The organism is Bradyrhizobium sp. STM 3566 (assembly GCF_045571445.1).
Classification (GTDB): domain Bacteria; phylum Pseudomonadota; class Alphaproteobacteria; order Rhizobiales; family Xanthobacteraceae; genus Bradyrhizobium; species Bradyrhizobium vignae.
On the sequence record NZ_CP120692.1, the window covers coordinates 7,786,845 to 7,805,651 of the forward strand.

14 protein-coding genes and 1 pseudogene are annotated in these 18,807 nt (G+C 64.1%); 10 read left to right on the plus strand and 5 right to left on the minus strand.

The features are described from left to right. Window positions 1-158 precede the first annotated feature (158 nt). Window positions 159-1,757 carry an alpha-amylase family glycosyl hydrolase gene (locus P6U27_RS36925; protein ID WP_122406249.1) on the minus strand — a complete coding sequence of 533 codons (1,599 nt, stop codon included), beginning with the start codon at window positions 1,755-1,757 and terminating at the stop codon, window positions 159-161. Window positions 1,758-1,918: 161 nt separating this feature from the next. Here P6U27_RS36925 and P6U27_RS36930 point away from each other — a divergent pair, with 161 nt between their 5' ends. Then, window positions 1,919-2,587: an MBL fold metallo-hydrolase gene (locus P6U27_RS36930; RefSeq protein WP_407120530.1), complete on the plus strand. Its 669-nt coding sequence runs from the start codon at window positions 1,919-1,921 to the stop codon at window positions 2,585-2,587. Window positions 2,588-2,589: 2 nt separating this feature from the next. Here P6U27_RS36930 and P6U27_RS36935 read toward each other — a convergent pair whose 3' ends face one another. Continuing rightward, on the minus strand, window positions 2,590-2,961 hold the full coding sequence (locus tag P6U27_RS36935; RefSeq protein ID WP_407193527.1) for a winged helix-turn-helix transcriptional regulator: 372 nt from the start codon (window positions 2,959-2,961) through the stop codon (window positions 2,590-2,592). 181 nt (window positions 2,962-3,142) lie between these two features. Here P6U27_RS36935 and P6U27_RS36940 point away from each other — a divergent pair, with 181 nt between their 5' ends. Next, window positions 3,143-3,457, plus strand: coding sequence for a hypothetical protein (locus P6U27_RS36940; protein ID WP_122406252.1), 315 nt, complete (start codon window positions 3,143-3,145; stop codon window positions 3,455-3,457). Between the two features lie 175 nt (window positions 3,458-3,632). Here the strand turns inward: P6U27_RS36940 and P6U27_RS36945 are convergent, their stop codons facing one another. Together P6U27_RS36945 and P6U27_RS36950 are read right to left on the minus strand one after the other, a co-directional pair. Continuing rightward, complete coding sequence (locus tag P6U27_RS36945) at window positions 3,633-4,790, minus strand: PHB depolymerase family esterase (protein ID WP_407120529.1); 1,158 nt, start codon at window positions 4,788-4,790, stop codon at window positions 3,633-3,635. 154 nt (window positions 4,791-4,944) lie between these two features. After that, window positions 4,945-6,345, minus strand: a complete 1,401-nt coding sequence (locus P6U27_RS36950) for an MFS transporter (RefSeq protein ID WP_407120528.1) — start codon at window positions 6,343-6,345, stop codon at window positions 4,945-4,947. Window positions 6,346-6,583: 238 nt separating this feature from the next. Between P6U27_RS36950 and P6U27_RS36955 the strand changes: the two genes are divergently transcribed. Beyond that, entirely contained in the window at window positions 6,584-7,819 is a 1,236-nt protein-coding gene (locus tag P6U27_RS36955; RefSeq protein WP_122406255.1) for an LLM class flavin-dependent oxidoreductase, read from the plus strand. Between the two features lie 90 nt (window positions 7,820-7,909). Beyond that, window positions 7,910-8,047 (plus strand): annotated as a pseudogene (locus P6U27_RS36960) (hypothetical protein); the annotation flags it as partial. A 163-nt stretch (window positions 8,048-8,210) separates the two neighbouring features. Here the strand turns inward: P6U27_RS36960 and P6U27_RS36965 are convergent. Beyond that, window positions 8,211-9,050, minus strand: a complete 840-nt coding sequence (locus P6U27_RS36965; RefSeq protein ID WP_122406257.1) for an SDR family NAD(P)-dependent oxidoreductase — start codon at window positions 9,048-9,050, stop codon at window positions 8,211-8,213. A 179-nt stretch (window positions 9,051-9,229) separates the two neighbouring features. Between P6U27_RS36965 and P6U27_RS36970 the strand changes: the two genes are divergently transcribed. The 6 genes from P6U27_RS36970 (at window position 9,230) to P6U27_RS36995 (ending at window position 18,711) form a co-directional block, all read left to right on the plus strand. After that, complete coding sequence (locus tag P6U27_RS36970; protein WP_122406258.1) at window positions 9,230-10,195, plus strand: sensor histidine kinase; 966 nt, start codon at window positions 9,230-9,232, stop codon at window positions 10,193-10,195. Window positions 10,196-10,501: 306 nt separating this feature from the next. Continuing rightward, complete coding sequence (locus P6U27_RS36975; protein ID WP_407193528.1) at window positions 10,502-12,238, plus strand: putative bifunctional diguanylate cyclase/phosphodiesterase; 1,737 nt, start codon at window positions 10,502-10,504, stop codon at window positions 12,236-12,238. Between the two features lie 94 nt (window positions 12,239-12,332). Beyond that, complete coding sequence (locus tag P6U27_RS36980; RefSeq protein WP_407193529.1) at window positions 12,333-13,769, plus strand: sigma-54 interaction domain-containing protein; 1,437 nt, start codon at window positions 12,333-12,335, stop codon at window positions 13,767-13,769. Window positions 13,770-13,966: 197 nt separating this feature from the next. Continuing rightward, the gene (locus P6U27_RS36985; RefSeq protein WP_407193530.1) at window positions 13,967-15,277 is read left to right on the plus strand and encodes an MFS transporter; all 1,311 of its coding nucleotides are present in this window, start codon (window positions 13,967-13,969) and stop codon (window positions 15,275-15,277) included. Window positions 15,278-15,387: 110 nt separating this feature from the next. Continuing rightward, a complete protein-coding gene (locus tag P6U27_RS36990; protein WP_122406261.1) occupies window positions 15,388-17,421 on the plus strand; it encodes an acyl CoA:acetate/3-ketoacid CoA transferase in 2,034 nt (677 codons plus the stop codon). Window positions 17,422-17,526: 105 nt separating this feature from the next. Further along, on the plus strand, window positions 17,527-18,711 hold the full coding sequence (locus P6U27_RS36995; protein WP_162500528.1) for a substrate-binding domain-containing protein: 1,185 nt from the start codon (window positions 17,527-17,529) through the stop codon (window positions 18,709-18,711). Window positions 18,712-18,807 lie beyond the last annotated feature (96 nt).

Consider the following 18,807-nt stretch of genomic DNA (forward strand, 5'->3'; position numbering starts at 1 on the left):
AGCGCGCATAGATGCGGACCCATAACCGCAAAATGAAGAGTGGAGCGACCCGGCAACTCCGAATCGTCGCAAAACAGCTCCCTGTGGCTATGGTGATCGTCGCTCCGCCCTCCACAACGCTTGGCGTTGCCAAGAGCTGCGCCCATCCGGGACGACAGCTAGGGTGGAGCGACGATGACCCCCTCGTTGCCGCGCAAATCCAGCACGCCTTCGATCCCATCACCTTCGCGATCCAGAAACGTCGAGAGCAATATCCTGCTGTCGAAACCGATCGCGCTGGTGGTCACCGCGATCGGATCGGGACCGAGATTGAGTGCCACAATCACCGTCCTGCCGCCGGCCTCGCGGCGGTACATCAGGAGATCGCCTTGCGCCGCGACCGGATGATAATCGCCTACGACCAACGGGGGACAGCCCCTCCGCACGGCGATCAGGCGCTTGTAGAGATTGAGGATCGAGCGCGAATCGGCTTCGAGATTGGCGACATTCTCGTGGATATGGTCCTCCGGCAGCGGCAGCCACGGCCTCACCTCCGAAAAGCCGGCGAAGTTCGACGAATCCCATTGCATCGGCGTGCGGCAGCCGTCGCGGCCGACACCGATGCCGGGCACGTTCTTCTCGAAGGGATCGCGCACATCCTCCGGCGCGATCGCGAGCTGGTGCATGCCGATCTCGTCGCCGTAGTAAAGCGTCGGCGTGCCGCGCAGCGTCAGCAGCAGCATGGCCGCGACGCGGGCCTGCTCCGGCCCGACCCGGCTCGCCACGCGCGGGCGATCATGATTGCCGAGCACCCAGTTCGGCCAGGCGCCGCGCGGCAGCGACCTCTCGTAATCCTCTATGATCTTCTCGATCGAGCGCGCGCTCCAGAAGGTCGAGAGCAGCGCGAAATTGAACGGCATCTGCGCGCCGGTCAGATCGTTGCCGTAATAGGCCATCAGGCGGTGCAGCGGCAGATAGATCTCGCCGATCAGGACGCGCGCGCCATAGGAATCGGTGACACGCCGCATCTCGGCGATGACGTCATGCACTTCCGGCTGGTCGGTCGAGTATTGCGTCAGGATTCTTTCGTTCGGCGGCCGACCCTCGACATAATGCGGGTTCGGCGGGTTGTCGCGGAATTCGGCGTCCTTGATCAGGTGCCAGATCACGTCGACGCGAAAACCATCGACGCACCTGTCCAGCCAGAATCGCATCACGTCATAGATCGCGGTGCGAACCTCCGGATTGCGCCAGTTGAGATCCGGCTGCTGGGCGAGGAAGGCGTGATAGTAATATTGGCCCGTCGTCTCGTCGAATTGCCACGCGCTGCCGCCGAACTCGGACAGCCAGTTGTTCGGCACGCCGCCGCCGGGTGCCGGATCGCGCCAGATGTACCAGTCGCGCTTGGGATTGTCGCGCGAGGCGCGGCTCTCGATGAACCAGGGATGCTGGTCGGAGGTGTGGTTCGGCACGAGGTCGAGGATCAGCTTGAGGCCATTGTCGTGGGCGGCCGCGAGCAGCGCATCGAAATCCGCCATCGTGCCGAACAGCGGCTCGATGCCGACATAATCGGAGATGTCGTAGCCGAAATCGGCCATCGGCGAGGGAAAGATCGGCGACAGCCAGATCGCGTCGACACCGAGCGATTTGACGTAAGGCAGCCGCCGCAGGATGCCGGCGAGATCGCCGACACCGTCACCGTTGGAGTCCTGAAACGAGCGCGGATAGATCTGATAGAAGATGCCGTCGCGCCACCAATTCTCGTTGCCGTGAGCCATGCCGGAAGACCACCCGAATCTACGCCTTGCGCGGGAGAACGCGACAGCAACGCCCCGGTTCAAATTGGCAGGCCAATTGGAACGGCCGTGTGACGGGTGTTCCCGGGAGGCGGCCCGAATCTTTTGCTTGGCGGCTCGGCAAAAATCGGCATTGTGAGGTCATGACCGAGCAAAACGACACCAAAGCCAAGGCGGGCGCGATCATCGTTCCCGTGACGCTGTTCGAGCAGAACTGCACCATCATCTGGGATGAGCCTTCCAAGAAGGCCGTGGTGATCGATCCCGGCGGCGACGTGCCGAAGATCCTGGATGCGATCAAGCAGACGGGCGTCACCGTGGAGAAAATCTGGCTGACCCATGGCCATATCGATCATGTCGGCGGCGCGGCCGAGCTGCGCGATGCACTGAGGGTGCCGATCGAGGGTCCGCATGTCGCGGACAAGTTCCTGCTCGACAATGTCGTCGCAAGCGGCGCGCGCTTCGGCATGACCGGAGGTCGCGACTTCACGCCTGACCGCTGGCTCGACGAAGGCGACAGCGTGTCGATTGGAAGCCTGCAATTCGACATCCTGCACTGCCCCGGCCATTCTCCCGGCAGCGTGGTGTTCTTCAACAAAGACTTGCGTTTCGCCCATGTCGGCGACGTCTTGTTCGCGGGCTCGGTCGGGCGCACCGACCTGCCCGGCGGCAGTCACGCCACGCTGATCAATTCAATCAAGACGAAGTTGCTGCCGCTCGGCGACGATGTCGGCTTCATCTGCGGCCATGGCGCCGGCTCGAGCATCGGCCAGGAGCGGATGACCAATCCGTTCATCACCGGCGAGATGTAGGACTACTCCGCCGCCTCGGCGAGCACGGGCTCGCCGAGATGGCGCTCGCCCCATTCGCGAATGGCGGCGACGAGGGGCACGAAACTCTTGCCCTTGCGCGTGAGGCGATATTCCACCTTCGGCGGCACCTCGCCGAAATCCTTGCGGTCGATCAGGCCGCTCTCGGTCAGCGCCTTCAATTCGCGGCTGAGTACGCGCGGCGTGATCGCGGCGCTGCCCTCGGTGCCGCGCAGCAGACCGCTTCTGATCTCGCCATAGCGGCGCGGGCCATCCTTGAGATCCCAGACGATGCGCAGCTTGTACTTGCCGCTGATCATCTTCTGAAACGCCGCAACCGGACAGGCGCGCAGCGGGATCGCTCTTGCCTTCGCCATGTCGTCTCCTCCATGCGCAGCCAGTTTTCTTACGCGAACCGGCATCCACTTCGCTCGAAAACGCCACGCGGCAAGAATAGGAGCAGCGGCGAAAAAGTCCATACTATCAATTTTGTCCATACTTGCAGGACCGCGCGCAAGGCGCAGATGATGACGCACAAGACGAACCAAGGAGCGTCACATGAAGCACTTCATGATCAGATACCAGTTCAAGAACGGCACGACGGAAGAATGGCACCGGGAGATCGCCCGCTTCATCAAGGCGATCGACGGCGATCCGGAGCTGAAAGGACGGATCTTCTATCGCGTCCTGAAGGCGCGCGACGAGGGCAGCTATTTCCACCTCGCCAGCGCCAGCGATGAGGGCGCGCAAAAAGCTCTGCAATCGCGCGACTTCTTCAGGGCTTATCAGGAGATGACGCGGAAGATTGCGGGCGGCGAGGTGACGGTGACGCCGATCGAGGTGATCGATCAGACGATAGCTTCGGCGGGCTGAGTCGACGGCGCCGCCACGAGCTCCGCCGTCGTCCCGGACCAGCGGGACCATAACCACAGGGAGAAGTTTGGCGCGGCCTGATAACTCCGGGTCCCCGCAACCACATCCGCGTGTGGTTATGGGTACCGGATCGGCACGCGCTTGGGGCGCGCTTGTCCGAGACGACGGCGGCGAGCTATTTCATTAGCCCCGCGGCGGTCAGCGCGCGCGTGATGATCTGGCCGAGATCGAAGCCGTGAGACTTTTCTCGCTTCGGCTCGGTCGGCTCTGCGACCGCAGAGCGGATCGAGCGGGCGAGATGTGGTGCGGGCGTCAGAGCCGGCTTTGCCTCCACCTTCTTCTTCGCCTCCGCGATCCAGCCGGTCAGGCCGAAGAACTTTGCGATGTGATAGGACGAGGAGATGCCGGCCTCGATCAGGAACGCGCCTTCCATGCCGTAGCGCTGGTCGTTGTCGGCTAGCCCAAGCGGCGTGCCATGCGCCATGTCGGTGATGGCGTAGGACTCGACCAGCGTCTCGCCGTCGTTATTCCACCAGGTCTGACGCGGATAGCCGTCGACATTGGTCTCCGCCATCGGCACTTCGGGCAGTTCGTGCAAGTCGAGCCACTGCTTGACGATCTCGTTGGCATTGCCGGGATTGACAGTGCGGTCGGCACTGCCATGCCACACCGAGATCTTCGGCCAGGGCCCGCGATGATCAGAGGCGCTGCGTACGAGATCGCCGAGCTCGCGCGCAGGACGCGCCGGGGAATGAAACATGCCGTCCAGCGCCTCGCGCAGATTCGAGGCGATGCCATAGGGCAATCCGGCGATAACAGCGCCGGCCGCGAAGACCTCCGGATAGGTCGCGAGCATCACCGACGTCATGCCGCCGCCGGCGGAAAGGCCGGTGATGAAGATGCGCCTGGAATCAATGCGGTGCGCGTCCGCCATATGTGCGATCATCTCGCGGATCGAATGCGCTTCGCCGCTGCCGCGCATCGTGTCCTCCGGATTGAACCAGTTGAAGCAGGTGTTGGCATTGTTGATGCGCTGCTGCTCGGGCATCAACAGCGCGAAGCCGTAATGCTGCGCCAGCGTCGACCATCCCGCGCCGAGATCGTAAGCGGCCGCGGTCTGGCCGCAGCCATGCAGCACGACGACGAGCGCGCGCGGCTTCTGCAGCTGCGCCGGCACGAAGGCGAACATGCGCAAGGCCCCCGGATTGTCACCGAAGCCCGTGACCTCTCGCAGCGGGCTGGATGAATCCGCGCTGCGGCCGAGCTCGGCAAAGCGCAGACCGTCCAGCTTGGGCAGACGTCTCAACAGATCGACATTTCGCGCTAACGACACGGCAGCTTCCTGGTGGGCGACATTCCAACGTCCAGCCCAACCAGATAGTTGCTGCGTTGCAAAATAAAAAGACCGTGCGCTGTCAATCCCAGCGAAAATCGCGGGAAATCCGCTGGAATCCGCATGCATTAACCGTCGCGCCTCAACTTCGTGCCTATACACGGCGCATCCGCGCCAGAAATGCGGCACAGATCATGATGAATGTCACAAACAGCACGAGCGACACGAGGAATCCTGCGCGCGCTGATTGCAATGATTCGATCGCGAAGAACACCGCGCCGATTGCGGCCACTCCGGCCGCATTTCCGATCTGCGCCATCGTACCGTATATGCCGGATGCGGAGCCTGCGGCGGCGGGCTTCACCGTCGAGAGCACCGCGCCGGAGAGCGGTGCCATCACCAATCCCTGACCGTAGCCGAAGATGATCATGGTCAGCGCGAGCTGGAGCGGCGACGGAGCATCGACACGGCCCGCAACAAGCGCAAGCGCCGCAAGACCTGCGATCTGCAACATGCAGCCTTCAGTCAACACCTTGGTGCCGCGATGCCGTGCCCGCACGCCGCTGTGGCGCGAGGCCACGACGAAGGCGAGCGCCAGCGGAATGAAGGCCATGCCGGCCGCGAGCGGTGGGATATTCAGGCCGCGCTGCATGAACAGCGTCATCACCAGATAGAACGAGAGATTGGCAAGGAAGAAAAAGAAGACGGCGCCGAGGCCGCGCAGGAAGGCGGCGTCCGCCAGCAGCGTGAGATCGACCAACGGCATGCCGCCGGCGGCTGCGACCGCTTGCTCCAGCTTCAGGAACGCGGTGAGGATCACCCCGCCGACTGCCATCACCGCCCACAGCCACGGCGCCCAGCCGAGATCGTGACCGAACAGCAGCGGGCCGATCAGGCACAATAACCCCGCGAACAGCACCACGCTGCCCCTGATGTCGAGCCTTGTACCCGCCCGTCGCGGCACCGACGGCATGATGCGCCAGGCCGCAGTCGCGATGACAAGGCCAAACGGCACATTGACGAAGAACACCGAGCGCCAACCGGTGCCCGCGAGATCGATTGTGACGAGAAAACCGCCGAGCAGGAAGCCCGCGGCGCCCGCAAGCCCGAGCACGATGCCGTAAATGGCGAAGGCGCGGTTGCGCTCGTCGTCGGTGAACAAAAGATGCAGCGTCGCCAGCACCTGCGGCACCATCAACGCCGCGGTCGCGCCCTGCGCCAGCCGCGCGATGATCAGCTCGACGCCGGATTGTGCGAGTCCGCACCACAGCGAGGTCGCCGTGAAGCCGAGCACGCCGGCCAGGAAGACATCCTTTGTGCCGTGGATGTCGCCGAGCCGGCCGCCGGTCACGACCAGCGTGGCATAGGCGATGAGGTAGATCGCGATGATGGATTCGATCTCGGCCGGCGAGGCTTTCAGCTCGACGGCGATGGTGGGAATCGCGACATTGACCACGAAGGCGTCGACGCCGAACATGAACTGGGCGGCCACGACGATGGCCAGCACCCACCAGCGGCGGGTCGAATCGAGCGGCTTTGTGACGATCTGATGCATTGGGGCACGACTTTGGACTATGGTTGCCCCGATGATTTCAGATCGCGAGTGGCACCGCGATTACCTCACAGGTAGGCTTCGCGCGTTTCTCTTCGCCTCTCCCCGCAAGCGGGGACAGGAGGAAGATTCAACGCATGTCTGCATTCCGTCATGCGGGACATCGTGCGATTGCGTTCGCTTCCGCGAGCACGTAGCCTCGCCGCTTCAACAAGCAGAAAATCCAGCCGGAGAGAACGCCATGGCGCGCCTGAAATTCGGAGCCTTCCTTGCCCCGCATCACCCGATCGGCGAGCATCCGATGCTGCAGTTCCGGCGCGATCTCGACCTGGTCGAGCAGCTGGATGCGCTCGGCTATGACGAGTTCTGGTGCGGCGAGCATCATTCCTCCGGCTGGGAGATGATCGCATCGCCCGAGATGTTCCTGGCCGCCGCCGGCGAGCGCACGAAGCGGATCAAGCTCGGCACCGGCGTGGTGTCGCTGCCCTATCACCATCCCTTCAACGTCGCTCAGCGCATGGTGCAGCTCGACCACATGACCGGCGGCCGCGCCATCTTCGGCTCCGGTCCGGGCGCGCTGGCCTCCGATGCGCACACGCTCGGCATCGATCCGATGACCCAGCGCGACCGTCAGGACGAGGCGATCGGCATCATCCGCCGCCTCTTCAACGGCGAGCGCGTCACCGCCAAGAGCGACTGGTTCACGATGAACGATGCCGCGCTGCAGATCCTGCCCTTGCAGGAGGAGATGCCGTTCGTGGTGGCCTCGCAGATCTCGCCCTCCGGCATGACGCTGGCCGGCAAATACGGCATCGGCATCATCTCGCTGGGTTCGATGACGACGCAGGGTCTGATGTCGCTGCAGCAGCAGTGGCAGTTCGCCGAAGATGCCGCCAAGAAGCATGGCACAAAGGTCGACCGCGCCGACTGGCGCGTGCTGCTGACCTGGCATATCGCCGAAACGCGCGAGCAGGCGCGCCGCGAGGCCGGCGCCGGCCTGATGCGCTGGCACAACGAATATAATGTCGGCACGCTGCAGCGGCCGGGGCTCACCGCGTTCTCGTCGCCCGATGAAGCCGTGGACAAGACCGCGTTCGTCGAGGGCGCCGCGTCCACGATCGGCACGCCCGACGATCTCGTCAAAACCATCAAGAACGTGATGCAGGTCTCCGGCGGCGTCGGCGCCATCATCGGCTTCGTGCACGACTGGGCCAATCCGGAAGCCACGCGCCGCAGCTGGGACATGGTGGCGCGCTACGTCGTGCCAGAGATCAACGGCTATATCGACGGTCTTCGCAAGTCGCAGAAATTCGTGATCGAGAACCGCGCGATCTTCGAGCGTGCGGGTCAGGCGGTGATGGCCAAGATCCTGGAGAACGAGAAGGCCGCCGAGGCGCTGAAGGTGACCGGCCCCGGCCGCGTCGCCATTCCCGCCGTCAACGCCCCGGACCTGCAGAAGGAAGCGGCAAAGCGGTAGGCAGCATGGCCGCCGGTTCGACAGAACGTCTTGGCGGCGTCGGAGCGAGCGCCTCGTCCATCGAGACGACCGCTTCCAGCAGTCTCCTCTATGCAGGCGAAATGCATCGCACGGCATTTCCTGGAGAATATCGAGGTGTCGCTCGCACCCGGCTACAAGCCGGACTGGCAGATGTGGCCGATCCCGAAGCCGCGGGATGGGTTGCGGGTGACGGTGAGGGCGGCGTGAGCTTGCGTGTCCCGGACGCGCAAAGCGCGAGCCGGGACCCAGAATCTTGCGACACGTTCGGCCTGGAGAGATGGCCCCCGGCTCTGCAGCGCATCGCTGAACTGGACGATGCTTCGCATCGCCAGGACAGCGCTGCGCCGCGTCCTGGGCACGAGAGCGCCCCCTACGCCTCCTGATCGAACGCCTTGCGCAGCGCCACATAGCCCTGCTGCTGCTGGCTCCAGTTGCGGCCGCCGGTCATGGCGCCGTCGACGACGAGGTCGTGGCCGTTGACGAAACTGGATTCGTCGCTGGCCAGGAACACCGCGGCATGGGCGATGTCATCGGGAAGGCCGGCGCGCGGGATCGGCTGCGCGGTCTTGTAGACCTCGCGCATCACTGCCGGCGTCTTCTCCGCGGCGTCGGTCGAGAGCCCCAGCGCCTTGCCGAAGATGCCGGTTGCGATCGCGCCGGGCGAGATCGAGTTGACGCGGACATTCGATTCACCGAGCTCCATCGCCACGCATTTGGTGAGATGGATCACCGCCGCCTTGGCCGCACTATAGACCATCGAGGACGAGAAGCCGGCGAGGCGGCCGGCGATGCTGCCATTGTTGATGATGCTGCCTGCCCCCTGCTTCCTCATGTAGGGAGCGGCGTGCTTCATGCCGAGCATGACGCTGCGGACCAGGGTCGCCATGGCCGCATCGAACCGCTCGACCTCAAGGCCCTCGATGCCGCCGGTCTGTGCCGGGCCGCCGGCATTGTTGAACAGGCAATCAATCCTGCCGAATTTCTCGACCGCGAGCGCGATCAGCGCCTGCATCTGCGCTTCGACCGTGACGTCGGTCTGGCGGAAGATGCAATTGGCCCCGAGCTGCCCCGCCAGCGCTTCGCCTTCCGGTACGCGCCGACCCGCGATCACAATTTTGGCACCTTCGGCAACGAAGACTTCCGCAGTGCGCAATCCGATCCCGCTCGTCGCCCCCGTAATCACCGCAACCTTGCCGTCCAGCCTGCCCATGGAATGTTCCTTTTTTCGAGCGATTTGATGCCAAATGGCGAATGTCGGCCGCCGCCCTCACCGCAGCGGCCACTATCCCTGCCCGCTTCCGCCAAGGCAAGCTATGCTCCTGCGGGCGGCATGCGTAACATCCTCACCGGCCGCTCGCTTTTCGAATGCCTATCACAACCGGGCTGCGTATGAGGAAGCTGATCGACGAGTTCCGCAAGGCCTGGCAGGGCGCCGCGCCGCCCTCGCTCGGCCTGAGCATCTCGTTTGCGGTGATCTGCCTGCTGGGCGCGACCCTCATCCGCTGGGGTCTCGCTCAGATTCGCCCCGACATCTACTTCACGCCGTACTTCCCCGCCGTGTTCTTTGCCGCTGCCCTGGGCGGATTTCGGATCGGCATCGTGACGGCGTTGGTCGGCGGCGTGCTCGGCGTCGTCCTGAATTTCGGCGACGCTATTGCCGATCGCGCGCGATTTGCGCTGCTCGCGCTTTACTGGGTCGTCTGCGCGATCACCATCTGGGGTGTCGAGCACTATCGCATCATGCTGGCGGACCAGCGCCGGATCTCCAAGCGCCTGATCGAGGAAGAAGATTATCGCAAGCTGCTGGTCGACGAGCTCCAGCACCGGCTGAAGAACAAGCTGTCGACAGTGCATGCCGTGCTGCACCAGGTGCTGCACGACCAGCCGCAGGTGTGGACCCGGATTGATCCCCGGCTGCGCTCGCTGGCCGCGACCGACGATCTGATCTCGCGGATCGACAAGGGGGGCTGCGATATCCGCGACCTCCTGATCTCCGAGCTCGGGCCCTATGGCCATGTCCGATTCACTCTCAATGGTGAGCGGCTGTTCCTGCCGCCGAAGCTCGCGGTCACGCTGTCATTGATGTTTCACGAGCTCGCGACCAATGCAGGCAAGTACGGCGCATTCTCCGCACCGCGCGGTCTGCTGCAGGTGTCTTGGACCATCAACGACGACCGCCTCACCATCACCTGGGACGAAACCGAGGGGCCGAGCGTGGACAAGGTGTCCGAGCCCGGCTTCGGCACCAAGCTGCTGAAATCGGCACTGTCGGCCTTCGATGGCAGGACCGAGATCTCGTATCTCAAGTCGGGGCTGCATTGCATCATGCAATGCCGCATCCCCAAGAGCGGCTAGCGGAGAGCAAGACTCGGTCGGATCACCTCTCGCCGGCGGGGAGACGTGACCCTCCGGCGCGCGCATCGATTCAAACAAGACTGATCGCGCATCCAAAGCGAAAGCGAGCCCGCGCACTGCGCGCGCGGTTTCGCATGCGTCGTTGACCCTCTGTTAATGACGATCGTCGGCGCGCGTCGCATCGTCGCAAGTTTTCTCCAAAACACCCCCGTATTTCTCCCGACCCCTTAACCAAACTTAAGAGGGAACCGCGCAAGATCGCGGCCATTGCAAAGGCGCGCTGAAACAACAAGATTCATGACTTCTATGAACGACAATAGATATTCCGGCGCGACTGAAGCCGAGCTCGGTTTTCTCAAGGAAATCGTTAGAATGCTGCCGGCCGGCCTCACCGTGCAGGACGCGCATGGCGAGCTTCTGCTGGTCAACGACGCAGCTGCTGCCCAGCTCGGCATGGACGGCAGCCGTCCCTCACCCGATCTGGCGCCGCGCCGCGAAGCCTGCCGCAAGGCGCTCAGCGCCGGCCAGCCGGTCGTCACCGAGGAAGCGCTTCACGGCGGCGCGGCGCGCCAGGTGCTGCTCACGACCCATCGTCCCGTTCGGCTCGCCGGACGCGAGCTCCTGATCTCGGCGTCCTCCGACATCACCGAGCAGAAGAATTTCGAGGACCAGCTGTTCCGCTCCGCCTATTTCGACGAGCTGACCGGCCTGCCCTCGCGGCGCGTGATCGAGCATCGCGCCAATAGCCTGCTCGCGCGCGATCGCGGCGACGAGCGCTTTGCACTGGCCTTTCTCGACGTCGACAATTTCAAGCACATCAACGACTATTACGGTCACGCCGTGGGCGACGCGCTGCTGGTCGAGCTGTCGAAGCGGCTCGGGCGCGACCTGCGCGATTCCGACATGCTGTCGCGCATCTCCGGCGACGAATTCCTGCTGCTGCTCTCGCCGATCCAGAGCCAGGAGGAAGTCGCCGAATTCATGCAATCGACGCTGAAGCGGCTGACCGCGCCGTTCTTCATCGATCATTCGGAAGTCTTCGCCTCGACCTCGGTCGGCATCAGCCTCTATCCCGAGCATGGACGCAGCTTCGAGACGCTGCGGCAGAACGCCGACATCGCGATGTACCGCATCAAGAACAACGGCAAGGGACTGGCCGCCTTCTTCGACGCCAGCATGGAACGCGAGGCGCAGGCGCGGATGAAGGTCGAGCAGTCGCTGCGGCTCGCCATCCTGGAAAAGCGCTTCTGCTGCGCCTTCCAGTCCAAGGTCGACATCCGCACACAGGCCGTGAAGGGCATCGAGGCACTGGTACGCCTGCGCGACGACGAAGGCGTGATCCAGGCGCCGGGCTCGTTCATCAGCCTCGCCGGCGAGCTCGGCCTCATCGACGAGCTGACCCATCTCGTGCTCGCCGAGATCGTCAAATCGATCGACCTGATCAACGACACGTTCGGCGCGGAAGCGACCATCAGCATCAACGTCGCCGCCGAGCAGGCCGGCAATCCCGAGTTCATGCGCAGCTTTGCGCAGGCGCTGGACGACACCGGCTTTCCCCATCGCTTCATGATCGAGGTGACGGAAAATGCCTTCGTCGCCAAGAATCATTTTCAGGCCGAGATCCTGCCGATGTTCCGCAAACTCGGTGTCGGCATCTCCATCGACGATTTCGGCACCGGCTATTCCTCGCTTTCGGCGCTGGCCGACATCACGGCCGACGAGATCAAGATCGACCGCTCCTTCATCACCGACATCCATAAGCGCCCGCGCAGCCAGGGCATTCTGCGCGCGATCGAATCCTTGAGCGAAGCGCTCGGCATGACGGTGATCGCCGAAGGCCTCGAATCCTACGAGGAGCTGGCTTATCTGCAGGCCGCGACCAACATCCGCTTCGCGCAGGGCTATTACTTCTCGCGGCCGATCTTTCTGGAGGAGCTGAAGCTGGCAACGACCGTCTCCAGCGAGGCGCGGATCAGCGTGGCGAGCCGGCCGATGCAACAGAATCGCCAGGGCTATTCGCGGGCGAGCGGGTATCGGCGGTAGGGGCAGTGGCGGCGGCCCGAATTCTCCAATCAAATCCCCTTTGAAATTGCTGGTCTTTTGCTAATAAGCAGCCAGGCTTCCCGCGAGGTACGTCATGCCCGCCTCCTCCATCAGCGATCCCGCCTATCTCCGTGCGCGCGCGATGGAGACGCTGTTCGAGCGGCTGGAAAGGCTCTGCGAGGGCGCGATCGCGATCGACCGTGGCGGGCGCGTGGTCTACGTCAACGAGAAATACCTTGCCGCGCTCGGTCTCAACCATACGACCGAGGCGATCGGCCGGCCGATCGAGGAGGTCATCCCGAACAGCCTGATGCGGAAGGTGGCCGAGACCGGCGAGCCGATCCTGCTCGACATCATGGAGCTCGGCGGCGAGCAGCTCGTCGTCACCCGCATGCCGATCGAGGACGAGAACGGGAGGGTGATCGGCGCGATCGGCTTCGTGCTCTATGATCATCTCGAAAGCCTGAAGCCGCTGCTCGCCCGCGTCGCCCAGCTCGAGAGCGATCTGCGGCTGGCGCGCCGGCAATTGTCCAACCCCCGCGCGGCGCGCTTCACCTTCGCCGATTTCGTCGGCGCGACGCCGGCCATCGCCCGGGCCAAGGAGCTCGCAAGCCGAGCCGCGCGGCAGAACGTCACGGTTCTGCTCACAGGCGAGACCGGAACCGGAAAGGAGATGCTGGCGCAGGCCATCCACAATGCCTCCTCGCGCGCCGAGAAGCCGTTCGTCAGCGTCAACGTCGCCGCCATTCCCGACACGCTGATCGAGTCGGAGTTCTTCGGTGCGGCGCCGGGCGCCTATACCGGCGCCGACCGACGGGGACGCGAGGGCAAATTCCGCATTGCCGACGGCGGCACGCTGTTCCTCGACGAGATCGGCGAGATGCCGCTGCAGCTCCAGGCAAAACTCCCGCGGGTGCTCCAGGAGCGTGAGATCGAGCCGCTCGGCTCGGACAAGATCACCAGGGTCGACGTCCGCGTCATCGCCGCCACAAACGTGGACCTGCGCAAGCGCGTCAGCGACGGCGCATTTCGCGCCGACCTCTACTACCGTCTCAACGTGCTTTCGGTCGACCTGCCGCCGCTGCGCCACTGCCTCGACGATCTCCCCGACATCTGCGCCCGGCTGCTCGACGACATCAGCGCGTCCGGCGACTACGTCAAGGCGAAGATCACGCCGAGCGCGCTCGCCGCGCTCGCCCGTTACGATTGGCCGGGCAATGTCCGCGAGCTCCGCAACATCCTCGAGCGCGCGCTGATCCTCAGCGATTCCGGGCGGCTGACCGGCGAAGATGTCGCCCGCATCCTCCCGATCGGCACCGAGGCGAGGCTTGCACCGGCCGAGCGCCCGGCCGGAATGGTGGTGCCCTATGCCGAAGCCGAGGCCGAATTCGAGAAGCACACGCTCGAACAGGCGCTCGCCGCCAGCAACGGCCAGATCACCGAGGCCGCCAGGATGCTGCGGATCTCGCGCGCGACATTCTACAAGAAGCTCGCCAAGTTCGGCCTGGCCGCAGGCCCGGCCTCCGTCTGAATTTCGAGACTGGGCATGTCCGGAGTCTCGGATTCCTGACACGCGGCCTGGCCGCGCTTTCCTGATGCCTTCGCTGAATCTGCTGGGTTTTCAGCCATCTGCGCAAGCCTGCGGCAACTGGCGCGGAGCTTGCTCTTCGCTTTTGCACAATGACGCATGCTGCACATGCGCATTCGAAAACCAAGGGAGGACGCAAGATGAGCGAAGCGATCTCGGTCCATCAGCTTCAGGCGAAAAACCCGTCGCACGTCACGGTCGCCACCGCGAGCCTGATCGGCACGGCCATCGAGTGGTACGACTTTTTCCTCTACGGCACCGCCGCCGCGTTGATCTTCAACAAGCTGTTCTTTCCGACCTTCGACCCGATGATGGGAACCCTGCTGGCCTTCGCGACCTACGCGCTCGGCTTCGTCGCGCGCCCGCTCGGCGGCGTCGTGTTCGGGCACTACGGCGACAAGATCGGCCGCAAGACCATGCTCTATCTGACGCTGCTGATCATGGGCGCGGCGACCGCGGCGATCGGCTTTCTGCCGACCTACGAGACCGCCGGCATCTGGGCCGCGATCCTGCTGGTGACGTGCCGGCTGATCCAAGGCTTCGGCCTTGGCGGCGAATGGGGCGGCGCGGTGCTGATGGCGGTCGAGCATGCACCCTCAGACAAGAAAGGTTTCTACGGCAGCTGGCCGCAACTCGGGGCGCCGCTCGGCCTCGTGCTCGGCATGCTGGTGTTCTCCGTGGTATCGGCGATGCTGACTGACGCCCAGCTCTATGCCTGGGGCTGGCGTATCCCGTTTCTGTTCTCGATCGCGCTGGTGCTAGTCGGCCTGTGGATCCGCTTCACCATCGCGGAGTCGCCGGAGTTCCAGAAGGTCAAGGACACCAAGCAGGAAGTGAAGATGCCGATCCTCGAGGCGATCAGGATGTATCCCAAGAACATCCTGCTCGCGATGGGCGCGCGCTTCGCCGAGAACGGCTTCTTCTACATCTACGCGACATTCGTGCTCGCCTATGCCACGCAATCGCTCGGCATGAACAAGCAGGACATGCTCAACGGCGTGCTGATCGGCGCGGCGATCGAGACCGTCACCATCCCCGCCTTCGGCGCGCTCTCCGACCGGCTCGGGCGGCGGCCGATCTACATCTTCGGCGCGGTGTTCTCGGCGCTGATGTCGTTCCCGCTGTTCATGCTGCTCGCGACCAGGAACCCGCAATACGCCTGGATCGCGATCGTGCTGGGCCTTGCCGTCGGTCATGCCGCGATGTACGGGCCGCAAGCGAGCTTCCTGTCGGAGCTGTTCGGCACCAAGGTGCGCTATAGCGGCGTCTCGCTCGGCTACAACCTCGCCTCGATCTTCGCCGGCGCGCTGTCGCCGCTGATCGCGACGGGATTGATGACGGCCTATGCGCCGGCGACCTGGCCGATCTCGCTCTACATGATCGCGCTGGCGCTGATCACCGTGGTCTCGGTCTATTTCGCCACCGAAACGCGCAAGATAGCGCAGTCCTGAATGTCTTCATGTTGCCTCTTGTGTCGCGAGGAGCAACCTGTTCCGGGGCTGCTCTTCGCGATAAGATCAAGCATAACAAGGCATACGGTCCAGGGAGCGGGAGGAACGCCGTGAGCCACCATCCAGCCCTGCCTTATTTGCGCAATTCCGAGAAGGGCAAGGTCGTCTCGGCGACCGAAGCCGTCATGCTGATCCGCGACGGCGACACGGTGGCGACCGGCGGCTTCGTCGGCATCGGCTTTGCCGAGGAGCTCGCGATCGCGCTGGAGGAGCTCTATCTGTCGCAGGAGGGCGATGCGCCCTATACGCAGGGCAAACCGCGCAATCTGACGCTGGTCTATGCGGCCGGACAAGGCGACGGCAAGCAGCGCGGCCTCAACCATTTCGCGCATGAAGGGCTGGTCCGGCGCGTGATCGGCGGGCATTGGGGCCTTGCGCCGAAATTGCAGCAGCTCGCGATCGCGAACCAGATCGAGGCCTATAACCTGCCGCAGGGCGTGATCACGCATCTGTTCCGCGACATCGCCGCGCACCGGCCCGGCCACATCACCCGCGTTGGCATGGGCACCTTCGTCGATCCCCGGCACGGCGGCGGCAAGCTGAACGCGCGCACCACCGAGGACATGGTGGAGCTGATCACGCTGCGCGGCGAGGAGTGCCTGCTCTACAAGACGTTTCCGATTCAGGTCGGGATCATTCGCGCCACCACGGGCGATCCCGACGGCAATCTCACCATGGAGAAGGAGGCGCTGACGCTGGAAGCGCTCGCCATCGCCATGGCGGCGCACAATTCCGGCGGCATTGTCATCGCCCAGGTCGAGCGCGTCGCCGAGAGCGGCAGCCTCAATCCGCGCCAGGTCAAGATTCCCGGCATTCTCGTCGACTGCGTCGTGGTGGCGAAGCCCGAGAACCATTGGCAGACCTTCGGCACCCAATATAACCCGGCGTATTCGAGCGAGATCCGCGTCCGCGCCGCCTCTCTGCCGGTGATGCCGGTCAGCGAGCGCAAGATCATCGCCCGCCGCGCCGCCCTCGAGCTCAAGGCCAACAGCGTCGTCAATCTCGGCATCGGCATGCCCGAGGGCATCGCTTCGGTCGCCAATGAAGAGCGGATCATCGACCTCATCACGCTGACGGCGGAGCCGGGCGTGATCGGCGGCATCCCGGCGAGCGGCATCGATTTCGGCGCCGCGATCAACACGCAGGCGGTGATCGACCAGCCCTATCAGTTCGACTTCTATGACGGCGGCGGTCTGGATGCCGCTTTCCTCGGTCTTGCCCAGGTCGACCGCGCCGGCAATCTCAACGTCAGCAAGTTCGGACCGAAGCTCGCAGGTGCCGGCGGCTTCATCAACATCAGCCAGAACGCCAAGGAGGTCGTCTTCGTCGGCACGTTCGGTGCGGGCAAGCAGCGCATTGCGGTGAACGACGGCAAGCTCGTCATCCTCGACGAAGCCAAGTCGCGCAAGTTCGTGGACAGCGTCGAGCACGTCACCTTCAGCGGCCCGTTCGCCGCGGCGCGCAAGCAACGCACGCTGTACGTCACCGAGCGCTGCGTGTTCGAACTGCGGCCCGACGGGCTAGAGCTCACCGAAATCGCGCCCGGCATCGACATCGAGCGCGACATCCTGCGCCTGATGGATTTCAAGCCGCTGATCCCACGCGACCCGGCGCTGATGGACGCGCGCATCTTCGGCGAGGGTCTCATGGAGCTGCGCGAACGCCTGCTCACCATCCCGCTCGACCAGCGCTTCACACTGGACGAGCAGCAGGACCTGTTCTTCGTCAACCTCGAACGCTATCCGCTACGCAGCAAGGCCGAGATCGACACCATCGCCGCCATCGTCGAGGCCCGCCTGGCGCCGCTCGGGCGCCGCGTCTATGCCATCGTCAATTATGACAACTTCTCGATCCTGCCGGAGCTGATGGACGATTATTCGGCCATGGTCCGCAGCCTCGTCGACCGCTTCTATTCCGGCGTGTCGCGCTACACCACGTCGGGCTTCCTGCGCATCAAGCTTGGCGAAGCCCTGGAGAGGCGCGGCGTCGCGCCGCATATCTTCGAGAGCGCGGAGGAGGCGCAGTCGGACTGGCGCCAAGTCGAGGCCGGCGATTCGGGGACAGCGGGCCAAGCCCAAAAATGATGCATGCTCACGCGCCGGCGCGCTTCGCCGGAAGGTTTAATTGCAATGTTCGTAACGTTGTGCAAATCGCTGTTGCCGAGAAACTTTGAATCAGGAGGGACCATCGTGCGTCGATCACTCATCATAACAACAACCATTCTCGCGCTCGCCGCGGGCACTTCCGCACGGGCCGACGATCTCAAGATCGCGCTGATCTACGGCAAGACCGGTCCGCTCGAGGCTTACGCCAAGCAGACCGAGACCGGCCTGAAGATGGGATTTGAATACGCCACCAAGGGCACCATGACGCTCGACGGCCGCAAGATCGTCGTCATCACCAAGGACGATCAGGGCAAGCCGGACCTCGCCAAGGCCGCGCTCGCGGAGGCCTATCAGGACGACAAGGCCGACATCGCGATCGGCACGACCTCGTCGGCTGCGGCACTCGCCATTCTCCCCGTCGCTGAGGAAAACAAGAAGATCCTGATCGTCGAGCCCGCAGTCGCGGACCAGATTACTGGCGAGAAGTGGAATCGCTACATCTTCCGCACCGCACGCAATTCGTCACAGGACGCGATCTCGAACGCGGTCGCGATCGGCAAGCAGGGCGTCACCGTCGCGACGCTGGCGCAGGACTACGCCTTCGGCCGCGACGGCGTCGCCGCCTTCAAGGAGGCGCTGGCCAAGACCGGCGCGACGCTCGCCGCCGAGGAATATGCCCCGACCTCGACCACCGACTTCACCGCGGTCGGCCAGCGCCTGTTCGATGCGCTGAAGGACAAGCCGGGCCGCAAGGTGATCTGGGTGATCTGGGCCGGCGCCGGCAATCCGCTGGCAAAACTCCAGGACATGGACCCGAAGCGCTACGGCATCGAGCTCTCCACCGGCGGCAACATCCTGCCGGCGCTCGCCGCCTATAAGGGCCTGCCCGGCATGGAAGGCGCGACCTACTACTTCTATGAGATCCCGAAGAACCCGGTGAACGACTGGCTGGTCGCCGAGCACCAGAAGCGCTTCAACGCGCCGCCGGACTTCTTCACCGCCGGCGGTTTCGCCGCCGCGATGTCCGTCGTCGCCGCCGTCACCAAGGCAAAGTCGACCGACACCGAGAAGCTGATCACGGCGATGGAAGGCATGGAGTTCGACACGCCGAAAGGCAAGATGGTGTTCCGGAAAGAAGACCATCAGGCGCTGCAGAGCATGTATCACTTCAAGGTCAAGGTCGATCCGAACGTCGCCTGGGCCGTGCTCGAGCCGGTGCGCGAGCTGAAGATCGAGGACATGGACGTTCCGGTCAAGAACAAGCGGTGACCGCTTCACCTCTTCCATAGGGAGAGGTCGCACCGAAGGCGCGGGTGAGGGGTTCCGCTCTCTCGTGGGACCCGAGCCCTCTCACCCGATTTGCAC

Excerpts from the sequence above, each read along its gene's own strand:
- P6U27_RS36925 (WP_122406249.1), bottom strand. The coding sequence starts at position 1,757 with ATGGCTCACGGCAACGAGAATTGGTGGCGCGACGGCATCTTCTATCAG.
- P6U27_RS36930 (WP_407120530.1), top strand. The coding sequence starts at position 1,919 with ATGACCGAGCAAAACGACACCAAAGCCAAGGCGGGCGCGATCATCGTT.
- P6U27_RS36980 (WP_407193529.1), top strand. The coding sequence starts at position 12,333 with ATGCCCGCCTCCTCCATCAGCGATCCCGCCTATCTCCGTGCGCGCGCG.
- P6U27_RS36940 (WP_122406252.1), top strand. The coding sequence starts at position 3,143 with ATGAAGCACTTCATGATCAGATACCAGTTCAAGAACGGCACGACGGAA.
- P6U27_RS36950 (WP_407120528.1), bottom strand. The coding sequence starts at position 6,345 with ATGCATCAGATCGTCACAAAGCCGCTCGATTCGACCCGCCGCTGGTGG.
- P6U27_RS36985 (WP_407193530.1), top strand. The coding sequence starts at position 13,967 with ATGAGCGAAGCGATCTCGGTCCATCAGCTTCAGGCGAAAAACCCGTCG.
- P6U27_RS36975 (WP_407193528.1), top strand. The coding sequence starts at position 10,502 with ATGAACGACAATAGATATTCCGGCGCGACTGAAGCCGAGCTCGGTTTT.
- P6U27_RS36970 (WP_122406258.1), top strand. The coding sequence starts at position 9,230 with ATGAGGAAGCTGATCGACGAGTTCCGCAAGGCCTGGCAGGGCGCCGCG.
- P6U27_RS36955 (WP_122406255.1), top strand. The coding sequence starts at position 6,584 with ATGGCGCGCCTGAAATTCGGAGCCTTCCTTGCCCCGCATCACCCGATC.
- P6U27_RS36965 (WP_122406257.1), bottom strand. The coding sequence starts at position 9,050 with ATGGGCAGGCTGGACGGCAAGGTTGCGGTGATTACGGGGGCGACGAGC.
- P6U27_RS36935 (WP_407193527.1), bottom strand. The coding sequence starts at position 2,961 with ATGGCGAAGGCAAGAGCGATCCCGCTGCGCGCCTGTCCGGTTGCGGCG.